A 13,827-nucleotide genomic window follows, 5' to 3' on the forward strand; every position below is an offset into this window, starting at 1 on the left:
ATTTCTTCCCTTGTCCTTTGGGTCTCGTTGCGGCTGATTGGCCAATCCGAAAAGCTGCGCCATAATTTTTGTTATTCACATCCATTTATCTATTGATTATAAATAAATTTATCGACGCAAAACATTACAACTTTTATGAAGGCCTCACCCGTGCTGCTGATTTTTGCCGATGATCTGACCGGAGCGCTCGACGCCGCCGCTCCCTTTGCCGGGCGTGGGCTGGCGACCGAGGTCGCGATCGGGCTTGACGGTGTGCGTGCGGCGCTCGCAGATGCACCTGCCGTCCTCAGCGTCAATCTCGGCTGCCGCGATGGCGAGGCGGATGAAGCCCGGCGTCGCACACAGGAACTGTTGGGACTGGTTCCGGCCGATACCATCCTTTTCAAGAAGATCGATTCCCGCCTGAAAGGGCATATTGCGGCGGAGATGGATGCGATTTCCTATCGGCACGCGCTTGTCGCACCCGCCATTCCGGATTTCGGACGCGTCGTTATGGGCGGAGCCGTTTCCGGCTTTGGCGTCGAAGCTGCCATTCCGGTTCATGAAAGGCTGGGCGGACATGCCGGCCGCTGCACGATACCCGATACGCGATCAAAGGGCGATATCAGGGAAGCTCTCGCCGCCGCGCAGGTGGAAGGGGCCGATCTTCTGGTGGGCGCGCGTGGCCTTGCCGAGGCGTTGGCTGAAGCGATGACGGCGCAGGCTGTTCCTGAAGCGGCGTTCGTTCCACCCGGCAAGGGGCTTTTTGTCATCGGGTCTCGCGATCCGATCACCGTAGAGCAGATTGACGTTCTCAAAAGCGCTGGGCCTGTCTCGATCATTGAGGCGCCGAATGGCGTTATGCCGCGACACACCGATGACAGTGCCGGTCTGAGGTTGGTTCAAGCGACGCAGGGTAAGGAAAATCTGTCGCCGCTTGCGGTTTCAGACCGGTTGGCGCAAGGCGTCGTGCCGCATTTGACCGCCAGGGCGGCCAGGCTGCTGTTGTCGGGCGGAGCCACGGCAGAAGCCGTGCTTCGGGCCATGGGTATTTCGCGCCTGCGTCTTGCCGGCGAATGCCTGCCGGGTCTCGGGGTCGGCTGGTCCGGAGATCAATGCATCATTGCGAAGTCCGGCGGTTTTGGGCAAGCTGATACGTTGAAACGGATCGCGAAAATGATGCTTGGCGACAATGACGCTGGAGAGAGCTGACCAGATGGGGCTGATGAAAGAAACGGCGCGCAAGGCACTTCCGGACATTATTTTCGAGAGAATGCACCGGGCGATCAAATCCGGCGCCTACAAGCCGGATGAGCGGCTGCCGACTGAGCATGAACTCGCCATGGAATTCGAAGTGTCGCGACCCGTCGTGCGCGAGGCGTTGCGGCGGCTGCGCGAGCAGGGGTTCATTTATTCCCGCAGAGGCTCCGGCAGCTATGTCAGAGCCTTCGGCCTGCGCGAGCCGCTCGGCTTCGGACAGCTCGAAAACGTTGCTGATCTTCTCAACTGTTACGAATTCAGGCTGACGCTGGAGCCGGCAGCGGCGGCTGCGGCAGCCTTGCGGCACGATGGCGAGAGACTTGCGGCGATCCGGAAGGCGCTCGAACTGATGCGGGACGCGACAAATCGCCAGTCGCACCGCGAGGATGCCGACTATCAGTTCCATCTCGCCATCGCGCGGGCGGCGCGAAACAGCTATTTCTCCACCGCGATGGAGGCGCTGAAGGACCATATTGCAGTGGGAATGAAGTTCCACGGCATGTCGGTGAAGCGGGAGGCATCCGGCCTGACGCGTGTTTTCGCCGAGCATGAGGCAATCGCAAAGGCGATTGCCGATGGGGACGCAGAGGCGGCGCGCCAGTTGATGCTCCAGCATCTGACGGGATCGCGAGACCGCCTGTTCGAGTCTTCGCATACGGATTAAGCGGGTGACCGAAGACCGATGCGCGCGTCCGCGCACCGGATTTTTGCTCAGAAGGCGTGGCGGTAAATGCCGAGCACGTCCTCGACGCTCATGTGGACGGGGTTATTGTCCATCAACCGGCGGATGGCATGCGCATCCTCAGCGTAGCGGGGAAGATCGGCCTCAGTTGCGCCATGGCGTGCGAGCGACATTTCGATGCCGAGCCCAGCGCAGAAATCCGTTGCCGCCTTGCGCAGATCATCAGGCGAAAGGTGTTCGCGAAGCCCGAGCGCTCCCGCCACTTCCGCTGTCTTGGCCGAAACCGCAGGCTGGTTGAAGGCCAGAACATGCGGAAACATAATGGCGTTCGCCAGCCCATGCGGCAGGTTGAGAAGCGTGCCGAGCGGATAGGCGATGGCGTGGCCCGCCGCCGTATTGACCGGGCCGAGGCAGATGCCGCCATAATAGGAGGCAAGCATCATGCCTTCCCGTGCTTCAGTATCCGCACCGTCGCGGACGGCGCGCGCCAGATATTTGCCGACCAGCGCAAAGCCCATGCGCGCGAAACCGTCGATCATCGGATGGGCCTTGCGGTTGGTGAAGGCTTCGACGCAATGGGCCATGGCATCCACCCCGGTTGCCGCCGTAACGGCTGATGGGACGGAATAGGTGAGTTCCGGATCGAGCACGGCGAAATCCGCGATCAGATGAGGGCTTTCGACCGCGATCTTGTTGCCTTTCACCGGGTCTGTGATGAGCGAGCGGATGCCGGCTTCAGAGCCAGTGCCGGCGGTGGTGGCGATCTGCACCAGCCGTGTGTCGCGCCCGGCAACCCTGTTCGGCCCCGCCACGTCTTCAAGCGACTGGCTGGAATTCCAGAGGGCAGCGACCAGCTTTGCCACATCCATTACCGAACCGCCGCCGAGGCCGATGACGAGATCCGGTTTGGCGGCGCGTGCTGCGGCAAGGGCGGCTTCGAGCGTTGCGGTGTCCGGTTCGCCGGGAATGGCGTCGAAGATCGTGAAAGGGCCCTGCAATCGCAGCCGTTCGGCAAATTTTGCCGTCAACGGTGTGGCGATAATCAGGGTCGATGCGGTTTTTTCCGCCCAGGCGCCGACCTGTGAAATGGTGCCGGCACCAACGGCGAGCCGTCGTGGCTGGTGGATGAGAATGGGAGCTGTCGACATGATGCTCATTCCTTCCGCTCCTTGCCCGCCACCAGCTTGCGCGCATATGCGATGGCCGCATTCATGTTGCCGTGATTGGCGATGCCCTTGCCGGCGATATCGAAAGCCGTGCCGTGATCGACGGAGGTGCGATCTATCGGCAAATCGACCGAGACGTTGACGGCGGTGTCGAAGGCGACAAGTTTGATCGGGATATGGCCCTGATCGTGATATTGCGCGACGACGAGATCGAAAGCACCGGAATAAGCCCGGTGGAACACGGTATCGGCGGAAATCGGTCCCTGCACCTCGATGCCTTCGGCGCGGGCGGCTGCGACCGCCGGTGCGATCTGGTCGTCATCCTCGGTGCCGAACAGGCCGTTTTCACCGCAATGCGGGTTGATGCCGGCAACCGCGATGCGCGGTTGAACATAACCGATGCGTTTCAGATGCGCGTTGCCGGCGCGGATGGTCGCCAGCACCCGCTCCGTCGTCGCCCGGCGAATGGCCTCCTGCAGGGAGACATGGGTGGAAACGTGAATGACCTTCAGCCGTTCGGAAGCAAGCAGCATATAGGCGGCCGAGGAGCCGGTGAGGCTGCGCAACATGCCGGTGTGCCCGTCATAATGGTGACCGGCGAGGTTCAAGGCTTCCTTGTTGATCGGCGCGGTGACGATGCAGCCGATTGCACCCGCTTCGGCATCGCGAACGGCCTTTTCGATAAAGCGGAAAGCGGCGTCTCCGGCCACTGGCGACAATTTACCCCAGGGCAGCGGCGCGCCCTCCACGGGCAGGTCGACCACGTGCTGAGAAAGATCGATATCAACGCCGAGCGCATCCCGCGCCGCTTCCAGCGTGGCGAGGTTGCCGTAAATCCGCGTCGCCGCACGATCCGGGGCGGACATTTCTGCGAGCGCCCGCACCGTGATCTCGGGGCCGACGCCGCAGGGGTCGCCCATGGTGATGCCAATGATGTTGCTCATCTTTGTCTCCCGTCGTTCTCGTCAGCCCAGCCGGGCGCCAGCCGGACATATTTGATTGCGCGGCGATGATAGGTGTAGCTCGCATGCAGCGTACCGTCCGGCGCTTCCAGAAGCCACGGATAGGACATTTCCAGATTACGCCCATCGGTCGAATCGTTCGAAAGGCAGGTGCCCGGCCCTTCTTCGATCAGGATCCGGGTGGTAAAACTGCGCCCGTCATCATCGGACAGGCAGATCGAAACCGGCGCGCGCGGCACACCCCAGATCGGCACACAGCCGCCGCTTGGATCGGCATCGGGCCTGTCGTCTTCCTCTCCCAACTCGTCATAAAGCGAGGCGCGGCGATCGCTCGACTGCGCGGCGTTGACGGGGTTGCAGATCATAGCCAGCCTGCCATCGTTCAGCCTGATGACCGCAATGGAGGAATTATTGTTGGGCACATCGGTCGGCTGCGGCTTTGACCATGAGCGGCCGCCATCGGCGCTTTCCGTGCGATAGACGAAATCGGCCTGACGGCGGCGGAAGAAGGCGGCGTAGCCCCCATTCGTCACCGCAACCGGGCTCATATGCACGCAGCCGGTCGATTCCTCCAGCTCCTGCAATTGCCAAGTCGCACCATTGTCCGTGGATATGCCGAGCGCTGCCGTATCATGGCTGCCGTTCCATTTCTGGCCAGGTCGCTGGACGCAGCGGAAGATCGGCAGCAGCCAGACGCCATCATCGCGGATGCGCAGCGGTGCGCGGATGAAACAGCCCCGGGGGAGATCGAGAAAACGTCCTTCTTCGGAAACAAGCTTTTCCGGTGCAGTCGGGTCGCGGTGGATTCGCGCCATGCGGATGCGGCATTCATCCTGATTGCCGGAGGGCTGGGCGGTATGAAACAGCCAGAGAACGCCATCCGGTGCGGTGAAGAGGATCGGGTTCTGTTCGGAATGGGCGGGGTCGTGGCTCAGGCGCTGCGGCGCTCCCCAGCGGGTTGCCCCCGCTGGCAGCACGGATGCGAAAATCGAAATATCCGATTTTCCTTCCAGCGTGCCGCCGAACCAGGCGCAGAGCAGGGTGCCGTCATCCAGAAGGTGCAGGAAGCTCGCATGGTTCTGGATCATGGGCGACGGCAGGAACGCTTCCTGCCGGTCCTCCGACGCGGCATGGATGTCTCCGGTCATGGCGTGAGCGATGTCATCAGGGGTCATCGTGGTCTCCTCTTGTTGCGATGAAAATGACATATTCAAAAAGTTGTCAAGTTTATTTGATAAAAAAAGAGGATCTTATATTTTTGATTTTTGGAATTAAGTATTTGTTTTTAAAAAATAAAATTAAGAGATTTGGCTTGAAGAAAAATTGCCATTGAAAAATAAATTGACAAAAATTGCGATAACGTCGATGCTTTGCTTACGGGTGGAGGAGACAATCATCCGCACGCCATGCTCCTCAATGCAGGAGGTGGGGATTTTTAAGATGCCCCTTGCGGTGCGCCGCCATGTTGCTGAATTTCTGAATCTGGGAGGAGAACGGAATGAAGAAGTCATTGATTGCGGGCGCCCTTGTCTTGGGTTCCCTCAGCGCCGCGGTTTCGCCGGTGCTCGCTGCATCGGGGCCGATCAAGATCGTGCTGGCGGAAGAGGCGGACCTGCTCGAGCCCTGCATGGCCACCCGCTCCAATATCGGCCGCATCATCATGGAAAATGTCAGCGAGACGCTGACCGAGCTCGATGTGCGCGGCAAGAAGGGCGTTCAGCCGCGCCTTGCCGAGAAGTGGGAGCAGAATGCCGACGGAAGCTGGCGTTTCCACCTGCGTGAAGGCGTAAAGTTTTCCGACGGTACGGCATTCGATGCCAAGGACGTCAAGCACAGCTTCGAACGCATCATGAGCGACAAGAACGCCTGCGAGTCCCGCCGTTATTTCGGCGGCATGACGGTGACCCCGTCGATCGTTGATGATCACACGATCGACTTCAAGACCGAACCGGCCCAGCCCATTCTGCCGCTGCTGATGTCGCTAGTCACCATTGTTCCCGAAGAAACCAAGATGGAATTCATCCGCGAGCCTGTCGGCACCGGGCCTTACAAGCTGACCAACTGGACGCCGGGTCAGCAGATTGTGCTCACCGCACGCGACGACTATTGGGGCGCCAAGCCGCAGGTGACGGAAGCGACCTATCTTTTCCGCGCCGATCCTTCGGTCCGCGCCGCCATGGTGCAGACGGGCGAAGCAGATCTGTCGCCTTCCATTTCCCAGCTAGACGCCACCAACGCCAAGACCGACTTTTCCTATCTCGACAGCGAGACGGTCTATATGCGTCTCGACCATAACATCGCGCCGCTGAACGATGTCCGGGTACGCCGTGCGCTCAACCTCGCCATCGACCGGCAGGCCTTCCTTGGCACGCTGGTTCCGGAAGGTGCCGTGCTGGCCACCGCGCTCGTTCCGCCGACCACGCTTGGCTGGAACCCCGACGTCAAGGTCTTCCCCTATGACCCCGAGGGCGCAAAAAAGCTGCTCGAGGAAGCAAAGGCTGCCGGTGTGAAGGTGGATACGCCGATCACCATCATCGCGCGCACCGCGAATTTCCCGAATGTCACCGAGATCATGGAGGCGATCCAGCAGCAATTGCAGGAAGTCGGCTTCAAGATCGACCTGAAATTCGTCGAAGTGGCCGAGCACGAAAGCTACTACTCCAAGCCCTTCAAGGAAGGCCGCGGACCGCAGATCGTCGCTGCCATGCACGATAATTCCAAGGGCGATCCGTCCTTCACCATGTTCTTCAAATATGCCACCAAGGGTACCCAGTCCGGCTTCTCGGACAAGAAGGTGGACGATCTGATCGAACGCGCATCGGCAGCGGTCGGTGACGAGCGCGCCAAGCTCTGGTCGGAACTCATTGCCTACCTGCACGATGACGTGGTGGCGGATGTGCTGCTGTTCCATATGGTTGGCTTCTCCCGCGTCTCGGAACGGCTGGACTTCAAGCCCACCATCGCCACCAACTCGATGCTGCAGCTTTCGGAAATCGGCATCAAATAGGACCCCTGTCTTATCAATTGAGAAGCGGCGGCGCGGCGAAAGCCTCGCCGCCGCATTGAAAAACCGGAGGCAACCATGTTGAGCTTCATCCGAAAACGTTCCGTTGCGAGCCTGATTTCCCTGATCGGCCTCATCGTCATGGTTTTCTTCCTGTCGCGCCTGACGGGGGACCCGGCCGCGCTGTTTCTGCCTGTGGAGGCTTCGGAAGAGTTGAAGCAGCAGTTCCGGGCGTTGCATGGGCTGAACGATCCGTTGATGGTGCAGTTCCTGCGTTATGCGGGCGATGTGATGACGGGTGATCTCGGAGAATCGCTCAGAAAAGCCCGCCCGGCGCTGGATGTGGTGCTGGAGGCTTTCGTCTGGACGCTGTGGCTTGCGGTCATCACCATGTCGCTCGTCACCACCGCCGCCATCGTCATCGGCTCGCTTGCGGCTTTCCGCTCCGGCGGTTTCTTCGACCGCATGGCCTCGAGCATATCGCTCATCGGTGCATCCGTTCCCGATTTCTGGCTGGCGATCGTCGCTATCGTCGTCTTCTCCGTCAATCTCGCCTGGCTGCCCACGTCGGGCACGGGCTCCGTGCTGCACTGGATATTGCCGATCGCGGTCCTGTTCGTGCGCCCCTTCGGCATTATCGTGCAGGTGGTGCGCGGCTCGATGATCGGCGCTTTGTCCTCTGCCTATGTCAAAACGGCGCGCGCCAAGGGCGTGAAGTCGGGTCCGATCATCTTCATTCACGCCTTGCGAAACGCCATGCTGCCGGTCATCACCGTCATTGGCGATCAGGCGGCAAGCCTTCTCAACGGTGCTGTCATCGTCGAAACCATTTTCGGTTTTCCCGGTGTCGGCAAGCTGATGATCGATTCCATTCTTCAGCGCGATTTCAATGTCGTGCTCGCCGCCATTCTCGTGACCGCGCTGGCGATCTTCCTGATGAATCTTCTGATCGATATCGCCTATGCGCTCCTCGATCCGCGTATCCGGCACTGAGGAGGCCGTTCAGCCATGAGCCTTTCCAGCGCCGACACCGAGATCATCGCCGAGCGATCCTTCGCAACACGCATGCTGCGCATGTTGTGGGCGGATAAATTCGCGCTCTGCGCCGCGATCTTCCTCGTCATTGTCGTTATCCTCGCTTTTGTCGGCCCGGCCTGGCTTGGCGATCTGGCGACGAAACAGAACCTGCGCGGGCGTAACCTCGCCCCGTTCGACTGGCAGCGCGAGTGGTATTTCTGGCTGGGGGCGGATGCGCTCGGCCGTTCGCTTCTCGCGCGCATTGTCGCCGCCACGCAAAATACGATGATGATCGCCGCCGGCGCGGTGCTTCTTTCCGCCATCACCGGCACCGTGCTCGGGCTGATCGCCGGTTTTTCCTCCAACCGTGTCGGCCAGGTCATCATGCGGCTTGCGGATGTGATCATGTCGTTCCCGTCGCTCTTGATCGCGGTCATCGTGCTTTATCTGCTCGGCTCCTCCATCCTCAACCTGATGCTGGTTCTCGCCATCACCCGCATTCCCGTTTACATCCGCACCACGAGGGCGGAGGTGCTGGAGGTGCGCGAACGCATGTTCGTGCAGGCGGCGCGCGTGATGGGCGCCTCCGGCAAGCGCATCCTGTTCCGCCACATCCTGCCTGTGGTGTTGCCGACGCTGACGACGCTCGCCACGCTCGATTTCGCCTATGTGATGCTGGCGGAAAGCGCGCTGTCCTTCCTCGGCATCGGCATTCAGCCGCCGGAAATCACCTGGGGCCTGATGATTTCGCAGGGACGGCAATATCTCACCAATGCCTGGTGGCTGTCCTTCTGGCCGGGACTTGCCATCATTCTCACCACCCTGTCGCTCAACCTGCTTTCCAACTGGCTGCGCATCGCGCTCGATCCCGTGCAGCGCTGGCGGCTGGAAATGAAAGGCCGCAAGCATGGCTGACCATCTTCTCGACGTGCGCAACCTTTCCGTGGAGTTCCACACCGCAAGCGGTATCGTCCATGCGGTGAAGGATGTCTCCTACCATATCGACCGTGGCGAAACGCTGGCCATCCTTGGCGAAAGCGGCTCGGGCAAGTCGGTATCGTCCTCGGCCATCATGAACCTCATCGACATGCCGCCCGGACATATCAGCAGCGGCCAGATATTGCTCGATGGCCAGGACCTTCTGACCATGCCGGCCGAGGCGCGCCGCGAGATCAACGGCCGACGCATCGCCATGATTTTTCAGGACCCGCTCAGCCACCTCAATCCCGTCTATACCGTCGGTTGGCAGATCCGTGAGGCGATGACCACCCACGGCATGGACAAGGCAAGGGCCGAAGCGGAGGCGAGGCGGCTGATCGCCCGCGTCGGCATTCCCGACCCGGACGGGGCCTTGAAGAAATATCCGCATGAATTTTCCGGCGGCCAGCGCCAGCGCGTGATGATCGCCATGGCGCTGGCTCTTCGGCCCGATCTCCTGATCGCCGATGAGCCGACCACCGCGCTTGACGTGACGGTGCAGGCCGAGGTGCTTTCGCTGCTCAAGGAATTGCAGCGGGAAACCGGCATGGCCGTGCTCATCATCACCCACGATCTCGGCGTCGTCGCCGAAATCGCCGACCGGGTGGTGGTGATGGAAAAGGGCGTTCTGGTCGAGGCTGGCACGGTTCGCGAGGTCTATCGCAATCCGCAGCACCCCTATACCCGCAAGCTCATCAGCGCAGCACCCGGCAGGGGCGACATGCACGAGCCGCACGCGGCGGGCGAGGCGCTGCTCAGCGTGCGCGACGTGCGCAAACGTTACGGCGCCTTCGAGGCGCTGAAGGGCGTTTCCTTCGACCTCATGGAAGGCGAAACCATCGCGGTCGTCGGCGAAAGCGGCTCCGGCAAATCGACGCTGGCGCGTATTCTACTTCGCCTCGATGAGCCGGATGCGGGCAGCGCCTTGTGGAAGGGCCGTGATCTCTTCAAGCTTTCGCCTGCCGAACTCTTCGCGCTCCGGCGTGATCTGCAGATGGTGTTTCAGGACCCCACCCAGTCGCTCAATCCGCGCATGACGGTGTTCCAGCTGATTTCCGAGGCCTGGGTCATCCATCCGGAGATATTGCCCAGGGCAAGATGGCGTGAGCGGGTTGCGGAATTGCTGCATCAGGTGGGTCTCTCGCCGGAACATATGCGCCGTTATCCGCACCAGTTCTCCGGCGGTCAGCGGCAGCGGATCGCCATTGCCCGCGCATTGGCGCTGGAGCCAAAGCTCATCATCTGCGACGAGGCGGTCTCGGCGCTCGATGTTTCTGTTCAGGCGCAGGTTATCGCGCTGCTGGACAAGCTGCGCCGCGAAATGGGCCTCTCCTTCATCTTCATCGCGCATGATTTGCCGGTGGTTCGGGATTTTGCCGATCACGTCATGGTCATGCAGCGGGGAGAGGTGGTGGAGTTCGGCACCGTACGCCAGGTTTTCGAAACGCCGCGCGAGGCCTATACCCGTGCCCTTCTATCCGCGAGCCTCGATCCCGACCCCGATATGCAATCTCAGCGTCATCCGGCCGTCGCCGGCGACGCCATCGCAAATTCAAGCGGAGTTCTTTCATGAGCAAACAAGCTTTCGTCGCGCTCGTCACCTGTTTCAACGAGGACGAAACCATCAATTACGAAGCGACCCGCGCGCAGGTGCGCCGTCAGGTGGCGGCCGGCAACAACATCATGTGTGCCGGCACCAATGGCGATTTTACCGCGCTCACGCATGAGGAAAAAATCCGGCTGACGGAAGAGGTGGTGGACGAAGTTGCAGGCCGTGCCAAGGTGATCGTGAATGCGGGCATGCCCGCCACATTCGAAACCCTGCAACTTGCCAAAGCCTTCGACCGCATCGGCGTCGATGGCATCGCCGTCATCACGCCCTTCTTCATCGCCTGCACGCAGGATGGGTTGATCCGCCATTTCTCGGCAGTGGCTGACGCCGTTAAAACGCCGGTCTATCTCTATGACATTCCCGCCCGCACCCAGAACCACATAGAGCCGGAAACTGCGCGCAAACTCGCCACCCATGGCAATATCGCCGGCATCAAGGATTCCGGCGGCGCGCAGCAGACGCTCGAAGCCTATCTTCAGGTGGCAAAGGAGATGCCCGGCTTCGAGGTTTATTCCGGTCCGGATCACCTGGTTCTCTGGTCGTTGCAGAACGGCGCGGCAGGCTGCATTTCCGGCCTCGGCAACGCGCTGCCGGATGTGCTGGCCAGCATTCTCAATGCTTTCAACGCCGGCGACATCACCGAGGCCGAACGCCAGCAGGCGATCTATGCCGACTTCCGCACCGATCTCTATGCCCTCGGCTTCGCACCGGCCATGGTCAAACGCTCGCTTTATCTCCAGGACCCATCCGTCGGCGCCAGCCGCCAACCGGCCCTTCTGCCCGATAGAGAGCAGGATGAAAAAATCCTGGAAATCTTGCGGCGTTATGAACGGATCTGACGCTGCTATCGAATGTGGCGCGCACCCCTGCGGATCGTGCGCGTCATCTTGAAAATATCTGCGAAAACGGCCAGAAGCCGATGCCTTTCCCCAGCCTCACCCATGACGAATAATTTGTGACACAAACACGAAATTCCCCTTGTCAGTCACGCCATTGATGTTTAAGAGGAGCGCGCAACGCAAGCGTTCGCGCATGCGGAGAGGTGGCAGAGTGGTCGAATGCACCGCACTCGAAATGCGGCATACCTGCAAGGGTATCGTGGGTTCGAATCCCACCCTCTCCGCCATAAGACCCTTCGTTCCGAAGATTTTCTGCTGAGAACTGAATCTGTCGGTTATTGCCGGCTCGCCGCGCCGGGATAATCTTCGGCACGGCGCGATGGTCTATTTTGTGTCCGCTTCAGAATCCATTCGCAGCAAGAAAAGCCCTGCTGGCCGCCAGATCATCCAGAATGCCGCCGGCGTTGCGCGGGTCGCGCTCCTGTTCGATGGTGATATAGCCGCCATAGCCGAGTTCCGTCAAAAGGCTGCGGATGGCTGGATAGTCGATTGAGCCGCGACCGATGGGGCACATGACGCCTTTGGCGCAGGCGTCGAAGAAGCGGATGCGTTCTGCCATCACCTCTTCGAAAACCGTGGCGTCGATATCCTTGAAATGAATATAGTCGACACGGTCCCAATAGCGGCGAAGCGTGGTGACGGGGTCCATGCCGGAATAGGCCATATGGCCGGTATCGAGGCAGAGGCCCGCCAGATCGGCGGGAATGTCCTCGAGGATCTGCTGCAACTCATCGGCAAATTCGATGTAACCGCCGGCATGGGGGTGGATGGTGGCGCGCACGCCATATTTGTCGCGGGCAAGCGTTGCGATGGCGCGGATGTTCTCCACCATGCCGTTCCATGCGTCGCCATCAAGGCGCGGCGCGCGGTCGGAGTGGCCGGCGGCATAGTCCCGCTCGTCATGTCCCCAGTCCATCACCGTCAGATAGGGGGCGGAAAAGCGTTGGCCGGCATGGGTTTCCGGTTTCGGCAGGCGGGTGATCAGCGCGCAGATCTCGTCGGTCTGGCGCAGCAGATTGTCGCGGTTCTCCGGTGAGACCAGATCGTCGAAAATCGTGCCGGCGACGATTTTCAGATCGCGCTCATTGAGCGCCTGCGAAACACGCTCGAGGTCGAGCGGCAGATAACCGTAGGGGCCGAGTTCCAGGCCGCCGAAACCGGCGGCCTTCGCCTCGTCCAGCACCTTTTCCCAATGGGGCAGATGGGGGTTCTTGACGTCGTCGACGCCCCAGCAGCAGGGAGCGGTGGTGATGGTGATCCGGTTGGTCATGGCATCCTCGTGGCGCAATTGACGCCGGGCCGCCTTCTGCGGCCCGGAGAGGGTTTCAGCGGCTGATGGTGGCTTTAAGGGCGTCGATGGAGGACTGGATGCCCGCCTCGGTGGACATGGTGAAATCCTCCATTTCCAGACTGACCCAGCCATTGTAACCGGCCATGCGCACCACGGAGAAAAATTCCTTCCACCATTGCAGATCATGGCCGGCGCCCACCGCCACATAGTTCCAGCTGCGGTTGGCGACGTCAGTCACCTCTTTGAGCTCCAGCAGCCCGTTCACATCGGCCAGTCCGTGTTCGATGCGGGTGTCCTTGCCGTGGCAATGGTGGATCGCGCTGCCGAGTGAACGGGCGGACGCGATGGGATCGGCCCCCATCCACATCAGGTGCGACGGGTCGAGATTCATGCCGACCGTCGGGCCGACCTCATTGCGCAGGCGGAACAGGGTTTCCGGGTTCCAGACGAGCATGGCCGAGAAATTCTCGAGCGCATATTTTTCGACGCCCGCTTCCCTGGCGAGCTTCACAAGCCCGTGCCAGAGCGGAAAGGCGCGATCTTCCCATTGGTAACGGTCGCGCTCCGGCATCTCGTTCGGCCAGCTCTTGGTGTAGACGAGCCAGTTCGGCACGGTGTCACCCGGCGCTGCTTCCGGCAGGCCGGACATGGTGACGATCTTTGTCACGCCGATTTCACCCGCCAGCCGGACGGTGTCCTCAATCTCCTTCAGGTGGCGCTTGCCCATGTCGCCGGGATCGAGCGGATTGGCGGAGCAATTCAGCGCAGCGATTTCGAGGCCACGGGCCTCGATTTCCTTGAGCCTGGATTTGAGAAGCCCCTTATCCGCCAACAGTTCGTCGGCCCTGAAATGCGGGCCGCTGGACCAGCCGCCGCCGGTCATCTCGATGCCCTCGACACCGAGCGCGACGCATTTGTCGAGCATATCGGTGAAGGGCAGGCTTGCCATGACGTCAGTACAAATTGCGAGTTTCATC

General features: G+C 60.8%; 12 protein-coding genes and 1 tRNA gene. 8 read left to right on the plus strand and 5 right to left on the minus strand.

Annotation, left to right across the window (positions count from 1 at the left end):
* The first annotated feature begins 150 nt into the window (after nucleotides 1–150).
* On the plus strand, nucleotides 151–1,191 hold the full coding sequence (locus tag EM858_RS00735; RefSeq protein ID WP_127755491.1) for a four-carbon acid sugar kinase family protein: 1,041 nt from the start codon (nucleotides 151–153) through the stop codon (nucleotides 1,189–1,191).
* A gap of 4 nt (nucleotides 1,192–1,195) precedes the next feature.
* Nucleotides 1,196–1,903 carry a FadR/GntR family transcriptional regulator gene (locus EM858_RS00740; RefSeq protein WP_003506041.1) on the plus strand — a complete coding sequence of 236 codons (708 nt, stop codon included), beginning with the start codon at nucleotides 1,196–1,198 and terminating at the stop codon, nucleotides 1,901–1,903.
* Nucleotides 1,904–1,950: 47 nt separating this feature from the next.
* On the opposite strand, the gene EM858_RS00745 is transcribed toward EM858_RS00740, so the two are convergent.
* The 3 genes from EM858_RS00745 to EM858_RS00755 are packed head-to-tail and all read right to left on the minus strand — an operon-like array spanning nucleotide 1,951 to nucleotide 5,224.
* Nucleotides 1,951–3,078, minus strand: a complete 1,128-nt coding sequence (locus EM858_RS00745; protein WP_127755492.1) for an iron-containing alcohol dehydrogenase — start codon at nucleotides 3,076–3,078, stop codon at nucleotides 1,951–1,953.
* Nucleotides 3,075–4,031, minus strand: coding sequence for a 4-hydroxythreonine-4-phosphate dehydrogenase PdxA (pdxA, locus tag EM858_RS00750; RefSeq protein WP_127755493.1), 957 nt, complete (start codon nucleotides 4,029–4,031; stop codon nucleotides 3,075–3,077). Before pdxA ends, EM858_RS00745 begins: the two co-directional genes overlap by 4 nt.
* Nucleotides 4,028–5,224 (minus strand): exo-alpha-sialidase, encoded by a 1,197-nt coding sequence (locus tag EM858_RS00755; RefSeq protein ID WP_127755494.1) that lies wholly within the window; start codon nucleotides 5,222–5,224, stop codon nucleotides 4,028–4,030. The genes pdxA and EM858_RS00755 overlap by 4 nt, the downstream gene beginning before the upstream one ends.
* 323 nt (nucleotides 5,225–5,547) lie before the next feature.
* On the opposite strand from EM858_RS00755, the gene EM858_RS00765 reads away from it, so the two are divergent.
* The 6 genes from EM858_RS00765 to EM858_RS00790 all read left to right on the plus strand — a co-directional run bounded on the left by EM858_RS00765 (nucleotide 5,548) and on the right by EM858_RS00790 (nucleotide 11,786).
* Nucleotides 5,548–7,056: an ABC transporter substrate-binding protein gene (locus EM858_RS00765; protein WP_127755496.1), complete on the plus strand. Its 1,509-nt coding sequence runs from the start codon at nucleotides 5,548–5,550 to the stop codon at nucleotides 7,054–7,056.
* 75 nt (nucleotides 7,057–7,131) lie between these two features.
* On the plus strand, nucleotides 7,132–8,046 hold the full coding sequence (locus EM858_RS00770) for an ABC transporter permease (protein ID WP_035262398.1): 915 nt from the start codon (nucleotides 7,132–7,134) through the stop codon (nucleotides 8,044–8,046).
* A 15-nt stretch (nucleotides 8,047–8,061) separates the two neighbouring features.
* Entirely contained in the window at nucleotides 8,062–8,985 is a 924-nt protein-coding gene (locus tag EM858_RS00775) for an ABC transporter permease (protein WP_127755497.1), read from the plus strand.
* Nucleotides 8,978–10,621, plus strand: coding sequence for an ABC transporter ATP-binding protein (locus tag EM858_RS00780; protein WP_127755498.1), 1,644 nt, complete (start codon nucleotides 8,978–8,980; stop codon nucleotides 10,619–10,621). The genes EM858_RS00775 and EM858_RS00780 overlap by 8 nt, the downstream gene beginning before the upstream one ends.
* A complete protein-coding gene (locus EM858_RS00785; protein ID WP_127755499.1) occupies nucleotides 10,618–11,499 on the plus strand; it encodes a dihydrodipicolinate synthase family protein in 882 nt (293 codons plus the stop codon). Before EM858_RS00780 ends, EM858_RS00785 begins: the two co-directional genes overlap by 4 nt.
* A 197-nt stretch (nucleotides 11,500–11,696) precedes the next feature.
* Nucleotides 11,697–11,786, plus strand: a tRNA-Ser gene (locus tag EM858_RS00790).
* Between the two features lie 113 nt (nucleotides 11,787–11,899).
* Here EM858_RS00790 and EM858_RS00795 read toward each other — a convergent pair.
* Both EM858_RS00795 and EM858_RS00800 read right to left on the minus strand, forming a co-directional pair.
* A complete protein-coding gene (locus tag EM858_RS00795; RefSeq protein ID WP_127755500.1) occupies nucleotides 11,900–12,829 on the minus strand; it encodes a TIM barrel protein in 930 nt (309 codons plus the stop codon).
* Nucleotides 12,830–12,884: 55 nt separating this feature from the next.
* Nucleotides 12,885–13,826 (minus strand): sugar phosphate isomerase/epimerase, encoded by a 942-nt coding sequence (locus EM858_RS00800; RefSeq protein WP_127755501.1) that lies wholly within the window; start codon nucleotides 13,824–13,826, stop codon nucleotides 12,885–12,887.
* Nucleotide 13,827 lies beyond the last annotated feature (1 nt).

It is taken from the genome of Agrobacterium sp. CNPSo 2736 (assembly GCF_004005385.1).
Taxonomy (GTDB): Bacteria; Pseudomonadota; Alphaproteobacteria; order Rhizobiales; family Rhizobiaceae; genus Agrobacterium; species Agrobacterium leguminum.

What these genes read in the sequence shown, in the direction of transcription:
- EM858_RS00740 (WP_003506041.1), top strand. Translation starts at nt 1,196, where the DNA reads ATGGGGCTGATGAAAGAAACGGCGCGCAAGGCACTTCCGGACATTATT.
- EM858_RS00745 (WP_127755492.1), bottom strand. Translation starts at nt 3,078, where the DNA reads ATGAGCATCATGTCGACAGCTCCCATTCTCATCCACCAGCCACGACGG.
- pdxA (WP_127755493.1), bottom strand. Translation starts at nt 4,031, where the DNA reads ATGAGCAACATCATTGGCATCACCATGGGCGACCCCTGCGGCGTCGGC.
- EM858_RS00755 (WP_127755494.1), bottom strand. Translation starts at nt 5,224, where the DNA reads ATGACCCCTGATGACATCGCTCACGCCATGACCGGAGACATCCATGCC.
- EM858_RS00765 (WP_127755496.1), top strand. Translation starts at nt 5,548, where the DNA reads ATGAAGAAGTCATTGATTGCGGGCGCCCTTGTCTTGGGTTCCCTCAGC.
- EM858_RS00770 (WP_035262398.1), top strand. Translation starts at nt 7,132, where the DNA reads ATGTTGAGCTTCATCCGAAAACGTTCCGTTGCGAGCCTGATTTCCCTG.
- EM858_RS00775 (WP_127755497.1), top strand. Translation starts at nt 8,062, where the DNA reads ATGAGCCTTTCCAGCGCCGACACCGAGATCATCGCCGAGCGATCCTTC.
- EM858_RS00780 (WP_127755498.1), top strand. Translation starts at nt 8,978, where the DNA reads ATGGCTGACCATCTTCTCGACGTGCGCAACCTTTCCGTGGAGTTCCAC.
- EM858_RS00785 (WP_127755499.1), top strand. Translation starts at nt 10,618, where the DNA reads ATGAGCAAACAAGCTTTCGTCGCGCTCGTCACCTGTTTCAACGAGGAC.
- EM858_RS00795 (WP_127755500.1), bottom strand. Translation starts at nt 12,829, where the DNA reads ATGACCAACCGGATCACCATCACCACCGCTCCCTGCTGCTGGGGCGTC.
- EM858_RS00800 (WP_127755501.1), bottom strand. Translation starts at nt 13,826, where the DNA reads ATGAAACTCGCAATTTGTACTGACGTCATGGCAAGCCTGCCCTTCACC.